Below are 19342 nucleotides of genomic sequence, written 5' to 3'. Positions count from 1 at the left end.
GGGCAGGGAGCAGGGGCATCCCTGCGCCCTGCCCGGATCTCATGAGTTCGGAGCTACGGGAAACGGGGCGGGCGCGCCTGGGGCGGCCGGGGCGCGAGGCGCGCCGCTGCGCCGACGGTCGTCGGCTCGGTCTTCGCTGCGCGAAACGCGCGCGCGAGCTGGTCCTGGCTCGCCTGCAGCTGTTCGATCGCCCTGGCGTGATCGCGGTTGGCCTGCTCCTGGCTGGCCTTGAGCTCCTGAAACCCGGTCTGCAGTTCGGCGACATCATGCGCGATCTTCTCGATCAGCGGCGCGACGTCCCGGTCGGGAGCGGGCGGCATGTCATGCTCCGGCGTTGCCTCCGCCATCGCGGAGGATGGATCGCTGGAGCGCGTTGATGCTGATGCTGATGATGTCTCGGGTGTCGGCGAAACGGATGGTGATGGCGAGGAAGGGGCCGTCTCTGCCGTTTCGGCCGCGCTCGATCCGCTCGCCGCCGTCTCCGGTGACCCGGCCGGATTCGCCGTCTGAGCGTTCTCACGCCGGATGGATTGAACCGCCGCTTCGATCCGGTCGGTGACGGAGGTGATGGTCTCGGTATGGTCCCGCGCCAGGGTGACGGCAGCGCCGACGAGCCCGGCTGACGCTATCAGCGTGATCATCGCCCGCAATACGGGCCGGCGCCGGGCCGGAGGAGGCGTTTCAACGGGCTCGCCGCCTGCAGCGGGGTCGGCGGCCTCGACTGCATCAGCGGCGGCCTGGGCCTCGATGGCGGCGATCCGCTGGTCGATACGTGCGCGCACCTCGGCCAGCACCCGCTGATAGATCTCCTCGCAGATATCGTCGTCGGGCGGCAGCGCGACATCACCCGGATCAACTTCCTTCGGCGTCGACTGAACTGGCATGTCTTCGGGTCCCATTCGCGATACGCCCGTGCCCAATCCTGAAGGATGCGCTTTTGACCTCTGGGCTTTGACCAAACGAAGACTGCAGGGTGACAAGGCGGGGGCGATTTCGCACAGGTGCCGACGTGCGCTGGGCGGGCCGTTGTGCGGCTTCTCACATCAGGAGCCGCCATAGGCAATTCGCATAAGGTATATTATGGAATATTAATATGCTTGGGCAAATCAGAGACTTGCGGCCGACTCCTCAAACTCTGCCGTAGCACCGAGCCTGCAACCCGCGTCGCGAGCACGACCATCGCCGCTCGCCATTGGCGCCTGAAACCCGCGCCAAGGCGCCCGCAGCGAACGCCGCATATTGCTGCTGCGGCTCATCGCTGCAATAAGCGCTGATGACGCTGCTGACGTCGCGGGATTCGGACCGCGCTATCATGCGGCGACTGGATGCAACAAGAAGAAGCTTCTCAGGGAGAAACGAGCATGAGCCTGTCACGACGCGCGCTGCTGAAGGCCTCCGCAGCGTCAGCCGTACTGGGTGGGATCGCGGCGCCGCATGTGGCGCGCGCCCAGAGCGCCGAATTCACCTACAAGTACGCCAACAACCTGCCCGACACCCATCCGCTCAACGTTCGTGCCAAGGAGATGGCGGCGGCGATCAAGGCCGAGACCAACGGCAAGTTCGACTTGCAGATCTTCCCGAACAACCAGCTCGGATCCGACACGGACATGCTGAGCCAGATCCGCTCCGGCGGCGTCGAGTTCTTCACGCTGTCCGGGCTGATCCTGGCGACCCTGGTGCCGGCGGCCTCGATCAACGGCATCGGCTTCGCGTTCCCGGACTACGACACGGTCTGGAAGGCCATGGACGGCGATCTCGGCGCTTACGTGCGCGGCCAGATCAACAAGGCCGGCCTGGTGGTCATGGACAAGATCTGGGACAACGGCTTCCGCCAGACGACGTCGTCGACCAAGCCGATCAATGGGCCCGACGACCTCAAGGGCTTCAAGATCCGCGTGCCGGTGTCGCCGCTGTGGACCTCGATGTTCAAGGCATTCGAGGCGGCGCCCGCCTCGATCAATTTCAGCGAGGTCTATTCGGCACTGCAGACCAAGGTCGTCGAGGGCCAGGAAAACCCGCTGGCGATCATCTCGACCGCCAAGCTCTACGAGGTGCAGAAATACTGCTCGCTGACCAACCACATGTGGGACGGCTTCTGGTTCCTAGCGAACCGCCGCGCCTGGGAGGCCGTGCCGGCCGACATGCGCACGATCGTCGCCAAGCACATCAACGCGGCCGCCGTGAAGGAGCGTGAGGACGTCGCCAAGCTCAATGCCGGCCTGCAGCAGGAGCTCGCGTCGAAAGGCTTGACGTTCAATCAGCCCAACGTCGCGCCGTTCCGCGACAAGCTGCGCTCCGCCGGCTTCTATGCCGAGTGGAAGGGCAAATACGGCGATGAAGCCTGGGCGCTCTTGGAAAAGGCCGTCGGCAAGCTGTCCTGACGGGTTGATGGCTGAAGGCGCGTTCGGGTGACGTCATGGCGCATGCCGAGTTCACGGAAATCGCGATCAGCGAGGTGGTCATCGAGACCCCTCGCCGCCGGTCCTGGCTCGATGGCTTGGATGCCTTGCTGGGTCTCCTGGTCGAGATCCCAACCGCGCTGCTGGTCGTGGCCGAGATCGTCATCCTGTTCGCGGGCGTCGTGGCGCGCTACGGCCTGCACCGGCCGCTGATCTGGTCGGACGAGCTGGCTTCGATCCTGTTCCTGTGGCTCGCGATGCTCGGCGCCGCGGTGGCGTTCCGCCGCGGCGAGCACATGCGGATGACGGCAATGGTGGCGCGCGCCAGCCCCGGCTTGCGCGCCTATCTCGATCTGGTCGCCACTGCCGCGGCGCTGGCGTTCCTGGTCATGATCGCCTGGCCGTCCTGGGAGTACGCCTACGAGGAAAGCTTCATCACGACGCCGGCGCTGCAGATCGAAAACATCTGGCGCGCCGCCGCGCTGCCGGTCGGCATCGGACTGATGGCGCTGTTCGCCCTCATCCGTCTCGCCCGCGCGGCCAGCCTCAAGATGATGCTGCTGGCTGTCGTCTCTATCGCAGCCATCATCGCGCTGTTCTGGTTGGCGCAGCCGGTGCTGAAGCCGCTCGGCAACGTCAACCTCGTGATCTTCTTCGTCGGCGTGGTCGGCCTGTGCGTCTTCGCCGGCGTGCCGATCGCGTTCGCCTTCGGGCTCGCGATCTTCGGCTATCTGGCGCTGACGACGCGCACGCCGCTGATGGTGCTGGTCGGGCGCATGGACGAGGGCATGAGCCATCTCATCCTGCTGTCGGTGCCGCTGTTCGTCTTTCTCGGCCTGCTGATCGAGATGACCGGCATGGCGCGCGCCATGGTCGCGTTCCTGGCGAGCCTCTTGGGTCACGTCCGCGGCGGCCTGCATTACGTGCTGGTCGGCGCGATGTACCTGGTGTCCGGCATTTCCGGCGCCAAGGCGGCCGACATGGCCGCGGTCGCGCCGGTGCTGTTCCCGGAGATGAAGGCGCGCGGCGCCCGTCCCGGCGATCTCGTCGCCCTGCTCGCCGCCACCGGCGCCCAGACCGAGACCATTCCGCCGAGCCTGGTTCTGATCACGATCGGCTCCGTCACCGGCGTGTCGATCGCGGCGCTGTTCACCGGCGGCCTGCTGCCGGGCGTGGTGCTGGCAATCACGCTGTGCGCGCTGGTGTGGTGGCGCTACCGCAACGAGGACATGACCGGCGTCCGCCGCGCGACGGGAGCCGAGATCAGCAAGGCCTTCATCGTCTCGCTCCCTGCCCTGGCCCTGCCCTTCGTGATCCGTGCTGCCGTCGTCGAGGGCGTCGCAACGGCGACGGAGGTTTCGACCATCGGCATCGTCTATGGTGTGCTGGCGGGCCTGCTGGTCTATCGCCGTTTCGACTGGCGCCGCCTGATGCCGATGCTGATTGAGACGGCCGCTCTCTCCGGCGCCATCCTGCTGATCATCGGGACTGCGACCGGCATGGCCTGGGGCCTGACGCAGTCCGGCTTCTCGCGCGCGCTGGCCTCCGCCATGACCGGGCTACCGGGCGGCCCGGCGACGTTCATCGCGGTCTCGATCGTCGCCTTCACGATCCTGGGCAGCGTGCTCGAGGGCATTCCGGCGATCGTGCTGTTCGGCCCGCTGCTGTTTCCGATCGCGCGTGCCGTCGGCGTGCACGAGGTGCACTATGCCATGGTGATCATCCTGGCGATGGGAATTGGCCTGTTCGCACCGCCGTTCGGAGTTGGATATTACGCCGCCTGCGCGATCGGCCGGGTCGATCCCGCCGAGGGCATCCGTCCGATCTGGGGCTACCTGCTGGCGCTTCTCATCGGCCTCATCATCGTTGCGATTTTTCCGTGGATTTCGATCGGGTTCCTGTAAACTCTTCAGATGACGAGGGAGGGTGGTGATGAGCACGAACCAGTATCAGCTCGGCCTGGACAAGACGCCGGCCAACTACGTGCCGCTGACCCCGCTCAGCTTCCTGGCGCGCAGCGCGGCCGTCTATCCCGACCACGTCAGCACGGTCTATGAAGGCCGCAGCTTCACCTGGCGCCAAACCTATGACCGCTGCCGGCGCTTCGCGTCGTACCTCGCGGGCCGCGGCATCGGCGTTGGCGACACCGTGGCGGCGATGCTGCCGAACATCCCGGCGATGAACGAGGCGCATTTTGCCGTGCCGATGGCCGGCGCCGTGCTCAACACGCTCAACATCCGCCTCGACGCGCCGTCGATCGCGTTCCAGCTCGATCACGGCCAGGCCAGGATCATCCTGGTCGATCCGGAGTTCTCCGGCGTGATCAGCGAAGCGCTGAAGCTGATGAGCGGCGCAAAGCCGTTCGTGATCGACGTCGACGACGCCTCCTATGCCGGCGGCAGCCGCATCGGCGAGATCGAGTACGAAGCCGCCGTCGCCTCGGGCGATCCGCTGTTCGAGCCGCGCCGTCCCGCCGACGAATGGGACGCGATCGCGATGAGCTACACCTCGGGCACCACCGGCAATCCCAAGGGCGTCGTCACCCATCACCGCGGTGCCTATCTGAACGCTGTCAGCAACATTCTCGCGGGCGGGCTCGGCCAGCATCCGGTCTATCTCTGGACCCTGCCGATGTTCCACTGCAACGGCTGGTGCTTCCCCTGGACCATGGCCGCCGCGGCCGGCGTCAATGTCTGCCTGCGCAAGGTGGAGCCGACGAAGATATTCGAGCTGATCAAGACCCACGGCGTCACCCACATGTGCGGCGCGCCGATCGTCTACAACGTGCTGATCAATGCGCCCGACGCGCCCAAGGGCAAGCGGGAGAAGCCCGTCGTCGGCCTGATCGCCGGCGCCGCGCCGCCGGTCGCGGTGCTCGAAGGTGCCGAGAGCATCGGCATCAAGCTGACGCATGTCTACGGCCTGACCGAGGTCTACGGCCCGGCCTCGGTCTGCGCCGAGCAGCCCGGCTGGGACGACCTGCCCGCGCCCGAGCGCGCGCGGCTGAAGCGGCGCCAGGGCGTGCCATATCCGTTGCAGGAAGCCGTCACCGTGCTCAATCCGGAGACGATGCAGGAGGTGCCGCGCGACGGCGAGACCATCGGCGAGGTCATGTTCCGCGGCAACATCGTCATGAAGGGCTATCTCAAGAACGAGAAGGCGACGCAGGAGGCGTTTGCCGGCGGTTGGTTCCACACCGGCGATCTCGGCGTGCTCGACGAGCACGGCTACGTCATCATCAAGGACCGCTCCAAGGACATCATCATCTCCGGCGGCGAGAACATCTCCTCCGTCGAGGTCGAGGACATCCTCTACAAGCACCCCGCCGTGCTGTTCGCCGCCGTCGTCGCCAAGCCCGATCCGAAATGGGGCGAAGTGCCCTGCGCCTTCGTCGAGCTGAAGGATGGCGCCGAGGCGACCGAAGCCGAGATCATCGCCTATTGCCGCAGCCACATGTCCGGCTTCAAGACGCCCAAGGTCGTGGTGTTCGGCCCGATCCCGAAGACGTCGACGGGCAAGATCCAGAAATTTCTGCTGCGCAATCAGATCGACTCGGCCAAGGCGATCTCGGCGTAAGCCAAGGACATGCGCATGAGCGAGGCGCGCGCGTGCGCCTCGCTCATGCGGTCTCCGGCGTGGTGGTGTCTTCGTTGCCTCTGCGATACTCGAGAATGTCACCGGGCTGGCAGCGCAGCACCTCACAGATCAGCGCAAGGGTGTCGAAACGCACGCCCTTCACCCGGCCCGATTTCAAGAGCGAGACGTTCTGCTCGGTGATACCGATGCGTTCGGCGAGCTCCTTGGATCGCATCTTGCGGCGCGCCAGCATGACGTCGAGATTGACGATGATCGGCATCACGTCTCACACGATGCTGGCGTTCTCTTCGGCGATCCGGGTCGCCTCAGCCATGACCCAGGCGACGGCGAGCAGCACGCTGCCAACGATCAGCGCGATGTAGTCGTTGACCGAGAGCGCGATACCGAGTTGCCGGCTGCCAGGCGGATTGCTGATGGTGAAGGCGATCAGCAGGGCCGTCGACGACAGCGGACCAAGCAAGGCCTGCGCCAGGACTGTGACGGCGAAATCGCGCAAGCGGCGCGCTGTCGCCAGCGTGAAAACCATCCCTTCCGCAAAATCCAGGAACAGGGCTCTCACCCGCCACAACCCGTACAGCATCACGCCGACCGGGATCGCAGTCACCGCCGCGCCCAAAAGCACGCGATCCGGCGTGGTTTGCAGCTCCGCGCCAGCCGTGCCGAGGCGCGCCAGGAGCAGACCTCTCGTCCACTCCGGAATCATAAAGACGAGACACGTCGCGGCGGCGATCAAGACGATGCCGAGTCCCGTGATCCAGGCCATTACCCGGGAGAAGTGGCGCAGGCGACGGGATTGATCCGCACGGTCCACCATAACGAGCCTCCTATTGACCAGTGAATAATTTATCGTATTACGATAATTAATGACTGTCAAACGAAGGCTCCTCCTCATGCCCATGCATCCCTTCCAGCGGCTCGTTCTGGCCATCGGACTAACGTTGAGCGCTGTTGGTTGTGGCCATATGCCGGTGACCTCAATGGTCAAGCTGGCCCGGGTCGATTTCCAGACCAGCGACCCCGCACAGCTGCGCGCGGCCGTGAGACTGCCCACGAGTCTGCGGCCGCTGCCAGGTGGCGTGGTGCTGAGGATTGCCGTGAAACGCGGGCGCGGCGCGGAACAGCAGCGGGACTTCGTGCTGCGGGAAATTCCGGATCCCCCGGCTCTGGCGCAGGAGGCCGGAGCCGGCACGCGCATCTACGCCTACCGCCTCGAGGAGACCGACACGGCGCGTCTACAGTCTTTTCGCGCCGAGCTGATGGCGGAAAAGAACTCTGCCGGTGGCGGATCGATCACGATCTCGGTCGCGCCGAAGGCCTGCACCACCGTAGCGCTGCCGGCTGGCCCCATCAACTTCACGACCTATCTGAGGACATCGGAGACCATCGACTATGTTACGCTGGCACGTGACGTCGATCTGCGCTCGATTGCTCCTGATCAGGCCGTGGTCGATGGCATTCCGCGCTGCCCCACCTGAGCTCGCTACGCGTCTCGTGTCTTCTCCGCGTAATATTGCGGCGCCTCGCGGCGGTCGTACATGCCGTAGTCGCGGGTGACCTCGACGATACGGATGTTGTCGGCACCCGGCTCGGTGAGTAATTGTTTGCTCAGCGCAAGGCCGGTGGCCTCGTCCGGCAGCTCGACCAGATGCGCGAAGCGGCCCTCGCGATAGACGCTCGAGAAGCTCGCGACCGGCAGGTCGGTCACGCTGCCCAACTGCGGCCTCGCCGTCTCGACGGCCAGCACATACGTCGGCGCCCGCCGCTTCGGATCATTGTAGGTGCCGCGCCGCTCCGGCTGCCAGGCGGCCTGCCCTGGCCTGATTTCGTGGACCAACTCGGCGATACGCAGGCGATAGTCCGAGAACACCTTGTCGCGGCCGAGGGTCTGGATGTCGTGATGATGGGCGTGGACGCGCCAGGCGGTCATGGCTCCCTCGTCCTGCCAGATCTGGTAGGACAGGATCAGATTGTCACGCGACAGGCTCCGGAAGCGGTCGAGGAACAGGCAGCCGCCGAGCGCATCGAGCTCGGGCCGCAGCGCCGCGGCGAGTTGCAGATATTGGTCGAGCCGACCTGGCTTGACCTCGACCTCGAAGAACAGCGACAGCATGGCAAGGCTGCTCCTTGTTAGTTCGCGAACATGATAGTCGCTGCGTAGGGTGGGCAAAGCGGCGCCGTCAGGCGCCGCGTGCCCACCGTCGGGCGGCGGACTCAAGAAGCAAGATGGTGGGCACGGCGCCATCGCAATCCGCATGGGGAGAGAGCGCGGCCGCGCCTTTGCCCACCCTACGAATCCAGCTCCAGTCGCATGCCGTCATACGCCGGTACCACGCCATCGGGTAGGCTCTGGCGCAGCACCTCGTAGTCGAGATCGGCGGTCATGTTGGTGATGACGGCGCGCTTCGGCTTGAAGCGCTCGATCCAGGCCAGAGCGTCGTTGACCGAGAAATGGCTCGGATGCGAGGCAGGGCGCAGGCCGTCGACGATCCAGAGGTCGAGATCCTCCAGCGCGCCCCAGCTCTCCTCGGGGATGTCGTTGAGGTCCGGCGTGTAGGCGGCATCGCCGATGCGATAGCCGAGCGCGGGGATGTTGCCGTGCTGGACCAGGAACGCCGTCAGCTTCAGCTCGCCGCCCTTGCCTTCCACCGCCTGGGTCTCGCCCGCCTCGATCGCGTGCTGGGTCAGGATCGGCGGATAGTCGCTTCCCGGTGGCGAGATGAAGCAATAGGAGAACCGGTGCATGATGTCCTTGGCGGTCGACTGGTTCAGGTAGACCGGAATCCGCCGCCGCTGATGCATCACCACCGAGCGCAGATCGTCGATGCCATGAGTCTGGTCGGCATGCTCGTGCGTGAGAAACACCGCGTCGATGTGATCGACTTGCGTATCGATCAACTGCTCGCGCAGATCCGGCGAGGTGTCGATGACGACGCGCGTCACGCCATGCGCTCCGCGGCGCTCAGCCAGAAGCGAGCAGCGCCTGCGGCGGTTCTTCGGGTTGTTGGGATCGCAGGCGCCCCACCCCAGCGCCGGGCGCGGCACGCCGGCCGAGGAGCCGCAGCCGAGAATGGTGAGCGTCAGCGTCATGCAGCCTCCTTTGGCCGCGGCACCTTCGAGAACAGCTTGAAGAAGGTCTCGGTGGTTTGGCGCGAGAACTCCTCGAGCGAGACGCCGCGCGCTTCTGCCAGCACCTTCGCGGTCTCGACGACGTAGGCGGGCTCGTTGCGCTTGCCGCGAAACTTGCCGGGCGCCAGATACGGCGCGTCGGTCTCGACCATGATGCGGTCGGCGGGCACCTCGGCGGCGAGCGCGCGCAATGCCTCGGACTTCTTGAACGTCACGATGCCCGTGAACGAGATGTGCAGTCCGAGATCGATCGCCTTCATCGCCAGCTCACGCCCGCCGGTGTAGCAATGCAGCACGGCCTTGAAAGGTCCGCGCGCCATTTCCTCGTCGAGGATGCGGCCGCACTGCTCGTCGGCCTCCCGGGTGTGGATCACCAGCGGCAGGCCGGTGGCGCGCGCCGCCGCGATGTGCGCGCGAAAACCACGCTCCTGGGCGTCCTTAGAGCCGTGGTCGTAGAAATTGTCGAGTCCGGCCTCGCCGAGCGCGACCACCTTGGGATGGCGCGTCAGCGCGATCAGCTCCTCGGCCGGAATGCCGTCCTCCTCGTCCGCGTTGTGCGGATGGGTGCCCACCGAGCAGAAGACGTTGTCGAAACGCTCGGCGATGGCGAGCAGTTCGGGAAGCCGGCGCACCCGCGTCGAGATCGTCACCATGCGGCCGACGCCGGCGGCGGCGGCACGCGTGACGATGCCATCCAGATCCTCGGCGAAATCCGGAAAGTCCAGATGGCAATGGCTGTCGACCAGCATCACGCCGCCGTCGGCTCGATGTAGCGCGGGAACACCGCCTGGGGCGCCGGCAGCTGCGTCCCGGCCGCAATCCTGACCTCGCCGCCGAGCTGCGCGAAATTCCGTTCGTCCTCGGGGATGCCGAGGCTGTCGAGCAGCTTGGCCGACGCGGCCGGCATCACCGGCTGGGTCAGGATCGCGACCTGACGGATCACCTCGGCGGTGACATAGAGCACCGTGTGCTGGCGCGGCGGATCGGTCTTCGCCAGTGCCCAGGGCGCCTCACCCGCGAAATAGCGGTTGGCCTCGGCCACGACCGACCAGACCGCATTGAGCCATTGGTGGATCTGCTGCGTCGCCATGGCTTTCCGTGCGGCGCCGATCATCGCGTCGGCCTCCGCCAGGATCGCCTTGTCGTTGGCCGAGAACTCGCCGGGCTCCGGCAGCTGGCCTCCAAGCTGCTTTGCGATCATCGACAGCGAGCGCTGCGCGAGGTTGCCGAGGTCGTTGGCGAGATCGGCGTTGATGCGCGCGACGATCGCCTCGTGATTGTAGTTGCCGTCCTGGCCGAACGGCACCTCGCGCAGGAAGAAGTAGCGGAGCTGGTCGACGCCATACTGGTCGGCGAGATTGAACGGGTCGACGACGTTGCCGACCGATTTCGACATCTTCTCGCCCCTGTTGAACAGGAAGCCGTGCGCATAGACCCGCTTCGGCACCGGCACGCCGGCCGACATCAGGAACGCCGGCCAGTACACCGCATGGAAGCGGATGATGTCCTTGCCGATGACGTGCACGTCGGCCGGCCAGTATTTCCAGTTCGCATCGCTCTCGTCGGGAAAGCCGACGCCGGTGATGTAGTTGGTCAGCGCGTCGACCCACACATACATCACGTGCTCGTCGTCATGCGGCACCCGGACGCCCCAATCGAAAGTCGTGCGCGAGATCGACAGGTCCTTCAGCCCGCCCTTGACGAAGCTGATGATCTCGTTGCGCCGCGCGTCCGGCCCAATGAAATCGGGCTGGCTCTCATACAGCGCCAGCAGCTTCTCCTGATAGGCCGACAGGCGGAAGAAATAGCTCTTCTCCTCAACCCATTCGACCGGCGTGCCCTGCGGTCCGCGGCGGACGTTGTCCTCGCCGACGACGGTCTCGTCCTCGGCGTAATAGGCCTCGTCGCGTACCGAGTACCAACCGGCATAGCTGTCGGCATAGATGTCGCCATTCTCGCGCATGCGGTTCCAGATCGCCTGGACGGAGCGATGATGCGCGGGCTCGGTGGTGCGGATGAAGCGGTCGAACGAGACGTTCAACCGCTCGTCCATGTCGCGGAAGCGGCCGGCGTTGCGGGTCGCCAGCTCCGATGGCGTCAGCCCCTCGTTCTGCGCGGTCTGCACCATCTTCAGCCCGTGCTCGTCGGTGCCGGTCAGGAAGTACACGTCCTTGCCGTCGAGCCGCGCAAAGCGCGCGATGGCGTCGGTCGCGATCGCCTCATAGGCGTGGCCGATATGCGGGTTGCCGTTGGGATAGGCGATCGCTGTCGTGACGTAGAAGGTGTTCTTGTCGACGGGAGCTGCGGCGATCTGCGCTACGACCTCGTCGATATCGACGACCGCGGCCTCGACCTTCGGCTTGCGCGGTGCCTTCGGCTTCGCGGCGCGTGGCGGCTTCGGCGCTTCAACGATGGCCGGCGCGACCTTCTTCGGTGCAGCCGGCTGTTTCGGAGCGGCGGGCTTCTTCGCTGCCGAAGGCTTGTTCGTTGCTGCCGCGGGCTTGGCGGCCGTCTTCTTGACCGGCGGTGGTGCAGGCCTGGCCGCAGCCTTCTTCGCCGGCACCTTCACGGCCTTCTTGGCGGCGCTCTTGGTTGCTTTCGCTTTCGGCGCCTTGCTCTTGGCTTTCGCAGGCGCCGTCTTGGACGTGGCGGTCTTTTTCTTGGCGTCCTTGTCCTTCTTCGCTTTCGCCGCCTTCGCCTTGGCCGCGCTGGCCTTGCCCTTCGCGGGCGCCTTGGCGGCAGCCTTCTTCGCGGCGCTCTTGCCCGCGGGCTTGCCCTTCTTCACGGTGGTCTTGTTGGCCTTCGCCACGGCAAATTCCTCTTTGACGACGTCGGTCGACGGATTGATCCTGATGATCCCGGGATGATGGTCGGCGCGGTTACCGCGTGGCTTCGGCGAGCATCCCGAACACCGAGAAAACCAGCGGTTTTCGCTCCAGATTATAGGATTCGGTGTCGCGCGCGGCGCGGACGATCTTTTCCCATACCTCCGCCAGCCGTGCAAGGCGCGGCAGTTCCGCGTTGGGATCTGCGGCGCGCAGCCGCTCCGCCACCCAGCGCTCGATGCTGTCGAGGAAGCTCGCCAGCGCGACGCGGTCGCTGGTGCCGAGCGCATCGCCCAGGGCATGCAACTCGCCCGGGTCGATCCGGGGCAGGCTCGCGAGCAGCGCGGCGGTCCGGGTCTGCAGCTGCAGCCCATCGCCGCCCATCAGCATCAGGGTCCGCGCGACGCTGCCCTCGGAGGCCCTGGCGGCCTCGCGCAGCGCCGGATCGGCTCCGTCCATTCCGGTGGCCTCAGCCGCGGCGCTGACGACGTCGTCGGTCGACAACGCCCGCAGCGCCAGCCGGCGGCAGCGCGATTTGATGGTGGCGAGCACCCGTGCCGGCGCGTGGCTGACCAGCAGGAACAGCGACTGCTGCGGCGGCTCCTCGAGGATCTTGAGGAGCGCGTTGGCCGCGTTGGGATTGAGTTCGTCGACGGTGTCGACGATGCACACCCGCCAGCCCTCGACCGCCGCCGTCGAGCCGAAGAACGAGATCGTCTCGCGGGTCTCGTCCACGGTGATGACGGTGCGCAGCACGCCCTTGTCGTTGGCCGAGCGCTCCAAGGTGAGCAGCCCGCCATGAGCCTCGGAGGCGATCAGGCGCGCGACGTGGTCCCCCGCATCGACGTACAACGAATCGGCAGCGCGCACCTCGGCGGTGGTGGGATCGCGGTGGGCCAGCACGAAGCGCGCCATGCGGTAGGCCAAGGTGGCCTTGCCGATGCCTTGTGGGCCGCCGATCAGCCAGGCATGCGCCATCCGTCCGCTGCGGTAGGCGGAAAGCAGCGCCGCCTCGGCGTCGCGATGCCCGAACAAGGCGGTGGTTTCGCGTGGATGGCGGACCGCGATCTCCGGCTCGACCTTGCGTGCGCTCATGACGCCGCCGCCACTTCCGTGAACAGGCGCTCGCGCACGGCGTCCCAAACGAGCTGCGAGACGGTCTCCGCGCTCGCCGTCGCGTCGATCAGCACGCAGCGCCGGGGATCCTCGGCGGCGATCTTGTGAAAGGCCTCGCGCAGCCCCTTGTGGAACTTGATGTCTTCGCCTTCGAACCGGTCCGGGGTTCCGGCGCCGCGCCGCGCCCCGGCACGCTGCAGACCGATCTCGACGGGAACATCGAGGATAAGGGTCAGATCCGGCTTGAGGTCGCCGATCGTCACCCGCTGCATCGCATTGAGCACGTCCGGCGCGACCTTGCCTTGGCTGCCCTGGTAGGCCCGGGTCGAATCGAAGAAGCGATCGCACAGCACCCAGCTGCCCTGGTTCAGGGCCGGCAGAATCACGTTGCGGACATGGTCGTCGCGAGCGGCGGCAAACAGCAGCGTCTCGGCCTCCGGGCCCAGCAGCCTGCCCATGCCCGACAGCACGAGGTGGCGCATGATCTCCGCGCCCGGTGAGCCCCCGGGCTCGCGGGTCAGGACCAGGCGCACACCCTCATTCTGCAGATGGTCCGCCAGCATCTTGATCTGCGTCGATTTTCCGGCGCCCTCGCCGCCCTCGAAGGTGACGAATCGGCCGCGGCCAGGACCACGTTTCAAAGCTGCTTCCGCCATGTCTCTAGAGCTTCTCGGCCCCGGCGCGGAACATCCCGATCACGAGCTCGCTGACCCCATCGATCGCACGCCGCATCGTGGACCCCTTGCCCACCGCTTCCGCAGCATAGACAGGGGCCTCCATGGCGATATTGGGGCCGCGCCAAACCCTGACAACCCCGACCTTCTGCCGGGGCTCGACGGGAGCCCTGACCGGGCCACTGTAGACGATGCGGGCGATCAGCTTGTCGCCGCCGTTCTTCTGCACCATGACCTTGACCGGCACCGGGCTCGACAGCTTGACCGAGCGGCTCTCGCCGCCGAACACCTTGGCGTAGCCGATCGGCTGCTCCGCGGCGAACAGGGTGCGGGTCTCGAAATTGCGGAAGCCCCATTCCAGCATCTTCTTGGCCTCGGTGGCGCGGTCCTCGGAATCCTCCAGGCCATTGACGACCACGATCAGCCGCGTGCCGTTCTGCACGGCCGAGCCGACCATGCCGTAGCCGCCTTCCTTGGTGTAGCCGGTCTTGAGGCCGTCGGCGCCCTCCATCGCGTTCAGCAGCGGGTTGCGGTTCTGCTGCCGGATCTTGTTCCAGGTGAACTCCTTCTCGCCGAAGATCTTATAGAACTCCGGGAAATCCAGGATGATGTGCCGGGCGAGCATGGCAAGCTCACGAACCGTCATCTTGTTGCCGGGATCCGGCAGCCCGTTGGAATTGGCGAAGGTCGATTTGGTGAGGCCGAGCTCGCGCGCCCGCTTGGTCATGTAGTCGGCGGCGAAGATCTTCTCGTTGCCGGCCATGCCCTCGGCGAGCGCGATGCAGGCGTCGTTGCCGCTCTGGATGATGGCGCCGTGCAGGAGGTCGCTCACCGACACCTTGCTGTTGAGCGCGGCGAACATCGTCGAGGTGCCGGAGGGCGCTCCGCCCCGGCGCCAGGCATTCTCGCTGATGCGGTATTCGTCATTGAGCTTGATCGTGCCCTCCTTGACGGCGTTGAACACCACCTCGGCGGTCATCAGCTTCATCATGCTGGAGGGTGCGCGCAGCTCGTCCGCGTTCTTCTCGAACAGAACGCTGCCGCTGTTGGCCTCGATCAGGATCGCGGTCGGCGCATCGCCGTCGAAGCCGCCATCCTCCTTGCGCGCGCCCTGGACGCTCTGGTTGGCAGCGAAAAGCACACCGCTCCAGCCGACGGCAACCGCCACGGCCAAGGCGATGAGCGCACGCGTCGTCCGTCCGGACGTGAAACCGGCGCGACGCAGCGGTAAGGTCATGAAATCCATCGGCTAAGCTCTGGAGCGCACTGGGAATCTAGCAGCTGCGGGGGGCGCAAACAACTCGGCAATCCCGCGGATCAGACCGCTCTCCCGTGGATTTGCACGGCCTTTCGCGCGGTGCGATACGTCCTGGGCCGGCAATCAAAAGTCGAGCAATCAAGGAGGAAACGGTGTCATCGACGCGGATCATCAAGGCCAACGGAATCGAGCTGTTCGTGCGCGAACAGGGCGAAGGCCCGCTTGTCGTGCTGTGCCACGGCTGGCCCGAACTGTCGTATTCGTGGCGGCACCAGATCCCTGCCCTTGCCGCTGCGGGCTATCGGGTCGTGGCGCCCGACATGCGTGGGTTCGGCCGCTCGCAGGCGCCTGACCACATCGGCGCCTACACCATCTTCGACACGGTCGGAGACGTGGTCGGACTGGTCGGGGCGCTCGGCGAGCGCCAGGCCGTCATCATCGGCCACGACTGGGGCGCGCCGGTCGCCTGGCATGCGGCGCTGTTCCGACCGGACCTGTTCAGGGCCGTTGCCGGACTGAGCGTGCCGCCGCCGTTCCGCGGCCGCAGCCGGCCGCTCGAGACGCTCCGCGCCGGCGGCATCGAGAATTTCTACTAGCAGTATTTTCAAACGCCCGGCGCGGCCGAGGCCGAGCTCGAGCGCGACGTGGCGCTGACGATGCGCACGATGCTGGCGCGCGGCTTCTCCGATCCGCAGTCGCTGTTCGTCGCACCGGACAAAGGCTTTCTCGGCGACGTGACGCCGGATCTCGCTCTGCCGGCGTGGCTGAGCGAGGCCGACCTCGCAGAGTTCGTCGCGGCCTATCGCGCCTCCGGCTTTCGCGGCGGCCTGAACTGGTACCGCAACATCGATCGCAACTGGGAGCTCACCGCGCCGTGGCAGGACGCGCAGATCCGCCAGCCGTCGCTGTTCATCGCCGGCAGCGAGGACGCGGTCGTGACCGGGATCATCGGTGCCAAGCGCGTTCAGGAGATGACGCGCGTGCTGCCGGATCTCCGGCGCAAGCTGATCATCGACGGCGCCGGGCACTGGATCCAGCAGGAATGCGCTGCCGAGGTGAATGCGGCGCTGATTGCGTTCCTGCGCGAGGTGGCTCCTGCTCGCTAGCACGCGAGCGACCGCTCCATCGTGCGATGCGACGCCGTCGCCTCGTCCGCGACGTCGCGGAAGCCAAGCCGGACGTAGAACCTTATCGCGTCCTCATTCGTCGTCGCGACCGCGAGCGAGAGCACCTCGGCGCCCTGCTCCCGTGCCGCCGTGGCGATCGCCTGCATGATCTCGCGTCCGACACCCGCGTTGCGCGCGCCCGGCAGCAGTGCGAGATCGACCACGTGCCATCTCTGCGCCGCGCGGTCGAGCAGCAGCCGCCCGACCGGCACGGCATCGCGGAGGATAACAAGCGATTGCGCCGCGGGACATTGCGCCGCATGGCCCGCGAGCTGTGCGCGAAATTGCTGCGCCAGCACGAGGTCGAGCATCGCAGGCGGCAAGCCGGCTGCGGCAAGTTGCACGCCTTTGACGGATTTGAACAGATTGTGCAGGAACGGCTCGTCGGCGGCCTCGGCAAGCCGCAGCCGCAATCGGGCGTCGCGTGAGACTATCTCGGATTCGATCGTCGTCACGCCGACCGAGCTCACCGGTCAGGAGTTGTTGAACGACGGGTAGATGCCGGCATAGGCGATGCACCAGATCAGCGCCTGGGTCGGCTGCGTGTTGTCATGGGGAATGCCCTGCCCGGTCAACGTCATGGCGTTCGGTGCGAGCGTGGTGGTGCTCGGCAGCGGCACGAAACCATTGAAGATGGGATCGATGGCGGCCATGGTCCCGGCCGTTCCCGGACCAGGCGCCGCATTTGCGGCCGTCTTGCTCCCCAACTGCAGACCGTGGGTGTGCGCCGCCATCTCACTGGTGATCAGGCCGACCGTGCTGCTCCCGATCGATTCGCCGATCACGCGTGGCTGAAGGCCCGGACCGTCGCCTTGACTGTTGGTGATGCAGCCGCTGAGGTTGGGCAGTTGAAAATTGCTGGTCCCATTGCCGCCGAAGGCGGTGCCGATCAACGCGAACAGTGGCGTGAATCGCTGGATCGGCACCAACTGGCCGAAGCATGGCAGCCAAGCCTGGTTGAAGCCCTGAGCAGCAAAGGTAAACGGGAAGGCCTGGATTTCGCCGATATACGGGTCCGACACGTGGTCTCTCCTTAAATCCAGTGAAGCGTGAAATCTGCCGACGCGCGTAGGACGAGGCGCGATCAGCCCGATGACGGAAAGATGCCGGCGAAGCAGATGCAGTAGTTGCCCACGACCGTTGGCATGATGTTGTTGTGCGGCAAACTGTTGCCTGCAAGCGCGACGCCGGCCGCCATCGTCTCATACGGCGCGGCGTCTGCTGCCGGCGCGTACAGATTTCCCGCTGACGCCGTCGCCAGGTGAACGGTCGCACCCGGCGTCTGCGTTTCCGCCGTGACGGTCGACGACATCAGCGCGTGGCTATGCGCGGGCATCTCGTTCTCGATCAGGACGTGTCCGTCCTCTCCGGCGATTTCGCCGAGCACATAGAGCGGCAGAGCCGGTCCCTGCCCCTGGCCAATCGGCACCCGGCCGCGCAGATCGGGCGCATTGAAGGTCTGCACGCCATCGCCGCCATAGGTGGTGCCGATGATGGCATAGAGCGTATCGTATTGTGCGATCGCCAGGCTTTGTCCATTGCAGGCCAGCCAGCCATCCGGCACCCGTGGAAACCCGAACAGCCGGATTTCGCCGATAAAGGGGTCTGACATCGCCGAAGTCCCTTTCAAGTATCGATTGCAAATCAATATCGGGAACGTGTCGCCTCTCACGAAGCGCAGTTCGGAAAAGCTCAATCATGGAAGCGGTTTGCTGGAGCTGAACGCTTCGCGATCGAAGTCTCAGTCGCGAGACGGAAAGACGCCGTTGAGCGCAATCATGTAGTTGATGACCAGGTACGGCTGCAGGTTGTTATGAGCTTGATTGCTGCCTTCATTGAGGACATTCGTGCCCGGCGCCAGCGGCACCTCGCCGCTGCCTGCGGTCACGAAAATAGACTTTGGGCCGGCCGGCGGAATCGTGTTGGTGCCGAACAGATTGTTGGTCGCCGAAGCGCCTCGTCCGGCTCCCTGCGCTGTCGATGCCAAAACGATGTGGTTATGGCTTGGAAGCTGCTGTGCGTTCAGGGTCACCGAAACCGTGCCGCTGGTCATGCCGGCAGGAAAGGTGCCGCTGCCGCCGGTGGACCCGAGAATTGCGCGGCCGCGCAAGTCGGGGAGCCCGAAGGTCCTGACGCCGTCACCACCGTAGTACGTCCCGAGCAATGAAAACAGCGCCTGATTGGTCTGGATTGCCAGGAGCGCGCCGTTGCACAGCGCCCACCCTCTCGGCACCGTCGTGCCGGCAAAGGGCATGATCTGACCCAGGATGGGCTGTAGCGGCATGCTCCCCCCTCTTGCAGCAGGCGATGGATCGCCTTGTCATTGAAGCGCGGAATATCGACGCGCGGTGGATAAGAAAAACGCAGTGCGTCACGATGCATATGCTCGCAAAGATTGTTAGTGGGCGGAACCGGCGCCGTCAAGCCCGCACGCGCAGTCATCGAGAGCAACAACTTCTGGCAGTGTCGCTCGCAGCGAGCGGCGCTGAGTCGGCTGCCACGCAAGATGTGCTGCCGCGGGAGGGCGCGGCGGGCCCAGGCGGTTCCACCACACACTGCCCTGTTGCTGAGCTGCAACTGACGGTCGCAAAGTGCTCGCAATGGCTGGGTTTTGCCGGGAACAATCGTCTGCCTGCTTGCTCGCCGCGCACCGTCACGGCCTAATGCACGCAAACGACCTAATACACACGATAACAGTCGAATTTTTTATCAAAGAATTTGCAGCGGCATCGTCCAGCTCGAGGACGGGCCGCGAGGGGGCGTTGTGAATCTCACTGCCGGGATCTGGATGGTGGTCCGTGCCATGGGGTACGCATTCGCCCACGCTTTCGGCTTCTCGCTCGACAGACCGCCGGCACGCCCGTCCTCCCATGCGACAGCCTCTGCCTCCCGGCCCGGCAAAGCCGGCGCGCGGCGCTACGCCGTCGTCTCGGCAGTGGTCTCGGCAGTCGTGGGCCTCGTATCCTTTGCTGCAAGTGACGCCTGGGCTGCCAATTGCACGGCAGTGTCCGCATTGACGGTGTCGACGAGCATTCAGCTGAACTCGCAGATCACATTCAGCGTCAATGGCGCCACCGGTCCCGGCGCGACGCTCGTGCCGAAAACGGGCACACAATACAATCGAATCGCCAACAGCGGCCTGTACAATGCGTGCGGAACTGACACAAATACTGGTTTCCCG

The 19342-nt window shown here is 65.7% G+C and carries 18 protein-coding genes and 1 pseudogene; 5 read left to right on the top strand and 14 right to left on the bottom strand.

Going from position 1 to position 19342, the window contains the following annotated elements; genetic code table 11:
* Positions 1-53 precede the first annotated feature (53 nt).
* Positions 54-959: a hypothetical protein gene (locus tag QX135_RS04010; RefSeq protein ID WP_316178219.1), complete on the bottom strand. Its 906-nt coding sequence runs from the start codon at positions 957-959 to the stop codon at positions 54-56.
* 402 nt (positions 960-1361) lie between these two features.
* On the opposite strand from QX135_RS04010, the gene QX135_RS04005 reads away from it, so the two are divergent.
* From QX135_RS04005 to QX135_RS03995, 3 genes are read left to right on the top strand one after another with little or no spacing between them, the layout of a single operon-like run.
* Positions 1362-2381, top strand: a complete 1020-nt coding sequence (locus QX135_RS04005; protein ID WP_316178220.1) for a TRAP transporter substrate-binding protein — start codon at positions 1362-1364, stop codon at positions 2379-2381.
* 35 nt (positions 2382-2416) lie between these two features.
* Positions 2417-4303 carry a TRAP transporter large permease subunit gene (locus QX135_RS04000; RefSeq protein WP_316178221.1) on the top strand — a complete coding sequence of 629 codons (1887 nt, stop codon included), beginning with the start codon at positions 2417-2419 and terminating at the stop codon, positions 4301-4303.
* 28 nt (positions 4304-4331) lie between these two features.
* Positions 4332-5975: an acyl-CoA synthetase gene (locus QX135_RS03995; protein WP_316178223.1), complete on the top strand. Its 1644-nt coding sequence runs from the start codon at positions 4332-4334 to the stop codon at positions 5973-5975.
* A gap of 43 nt (positions 5976-6018) precedes the next feature.
* On the opposite strand, the gene QX135_RS03990 is transcribed toward QX135_RS03995, so the two are convergent.
* A complete protein-coding gene (locus QX135_RS03990; RefSeq protein WP_315711932.1) occupies positions 6019-6255 on the bottom strand; it encodes a helix-turn-helix transcriptional regulator in 237 nt (78 codons plus the stop codon).
* 6 nt (positions 6256-6261) lie between these two features.
* Positions 6262-6810 carry a DUF2975 domain-containing protein gene (locus QX135_RS03985; protein ID WP_315779930.1) on the bottom strand — a complete coding sequence of 183 codons (549 nt, stop codon included), beginning with the start codon at positions 6808-6810 and terminating at the stop codon, positions 6262-6264.
* Between the two features lie 76 nt (positions 6811-6886).
* Between QX135_RS03985 and QX135_RS03980 the strand changes: the two genes are divergently transcribed.
* Positions 6887-7471 carry a hypothetical protein gene (locus QX135_RS03980; RefSeq protein ID WP_316160196.1) on the top strand — a complete coding sequence of 195 codons (585 nt, stop codon included), beginning with the start codon at positions 6887-6889 and terminating at the stop codon, positions 7469-7471.
* 5 nt (positions 7472-7476) lie between these two features.
* Here the strand turns inward: QX135_RS03980 and QX135_RS03975 are convergent, their stop codons facing one another.
* The 7 genes from QX135_RS03975 to QX135_RS03945 all read right to left on the bottom strand — a co-directional run bounded on the left by QX135_RS03975 (position 7477) and on the right by QX135_RS03945 (position 14983).
* Entirely contained in the window at positions 7477-8106 is a 630-nt protein-coding gene (locus tag QX135_RS03975; protein WP_315774779.1) for an antibiotic biosynthesis monooxygenase family protein, read from the bottom strand.
* A gap of 176 nt (positions 8107-8282) precedes the next feature.
* Entirely contained in the window at positions 8283-9083 is an 801-nt protein-coding gene (locus QX135_RS03970) for an MBL fold metallo-hydrolase (protein ID WP_316160199.1), read from the bottom strand.
* On the bottom strand, positions 9080-9871 hold the full coding sequence (locus QX135_RS03965; RefSeq protein ID WP_315779924.1) for a TatD family hydrolase: 792 nt from the start codon (positions 9869-9871) through the stop codon (positions 9080-9082). Before QX135_RS03965 ends, QX135_RS03970 begins: the two co-directional genes overlap by 4 nt.
* The gene (gene metG / locus QX135_RS03960) at positions 9871-11931 is read right to left on the bottom strand and encodes a methionine--tRNA ligase (protein WP_316178226.1); all 2061 of its coding nucleotides are present in this window, start codon (positions 11929-11931) and stop codon (positions 9871-9873) included. Before metG ends, QX135_RS03965 begins: the two co-directional genes overlap by 1 nt.
* Positions 11932-12001: 70 nt before the next feature.
* On the bottom strand, positions 12002-13042 hold the full coding sequence (locus QX135_RS03955) for a DNA polymerase III subunit delta' (protein WP_316178228.1): 1041 nt from the start codon (positions 13040-13042) through the stop codon (positions 12002-12004).
* Positions 13039-13719: a dTMP kinase gene (gene tmk / locus QX135_RS03950; protein WP_316178230.1), complete on the bottom strand. Its 681-nt coding sequence runs from the start codon at positions 13717-13719 to the stop codon at positions 13039-13041. Before tmk ends, QX135_RS03955 begins: the two co-directional genes overlap by 4 nt.
* A 4-nt stretch (positions 13720-13723) precedes the next feature.
* Complete coding sequence (locus tag QX135_RS03945; protein ID WP_316178232.1) at positions 13724-14983, bottom strand: D-alanyl-D-alanine carboxypeptidase family protein; 1260 nt, start codon at positions 14981-14983, stop codon at positions 13724-13726.
* A gap of 164 nt (positions 14984-15147) precedes the next feature.
* Between QX135_RS03945 and QX135_RS03940 the strand changes: the two are divergent.
* Positions 15148-16101, top strand: a pseudogene (locus QX135_RS03940) (alpha/beta fold hydrolase).
* Here QX135_RS03940 and QX135_RS03935 read toward each other — a convergent pair.
* The 4 genes from QX135_RS03935 to QX135_RS03920 form a co-directional block, all read right to left on the bottom strand.
* On the bottom strand, positions 16098-16616 hold the full coding sequence (locus QX135_RS03935; protein ID WP_316178234.1) for a GNAT family N-acetyltransferase: 519 nt from the start codon (positions 16614-16616) through the stop codon (positions 16098-16100). The pseudogene QX135_RS03940 and the gene QX135_RS03935 overlap by 4 nt on opposite strands.
* An 18-nt stretch (positions 16617-16634) precedes the next feature.
* The gene (locus QX135_RS03930) at positions 16635-17183 is read right to left on the bottom strand and encodes a phage tail protein (RefSeq protein WP_315774770.1); all 549 of its coding nucleotides are present in this window, start codon (positions 17181-17183) and stop codon (positions 16635-16637) included.
* A 62-nt stretch (positions 17184-17245) separates the two neighbouring features.
* Positions 17246-17773, bottom strand: a complete 528-nt coding sequence (locus QX135_RS03925) for a phage tail protein (protein ID WP_315711949.1) — start codon at positions 17771-17773, stop codon at positions 17246-17248.
* A 129-nt stretch (positions 17774-17902) separates the two neighbouring features.
* Complete coding sequence (locus QX135_RS03920; RefSeq protein WP_316178236.1) at positions 17903-18445, bottom strand: phage tail protein; 543 nt, start codon at positions 18443-18445, stop codon at positions 17903-17905.
* Positions 18446-19342 lie beyond the last annotated feature (897 nt).

This window comes from Bradyrhizobium sp. SZCCHNR1098 (assembly GCF_032489375.1).
Lineage (GTDB): Bacteria > Pseudomonadota > Alphaproteobacteria > Rhizobiales > Xanthobacteraceae > Bradyrhizobium.
The sequence above is the reverse complement of the archived record's forward strand: the minus strand, read 5'-3'. Positions and strand labels throughout refer to the sequence as shown.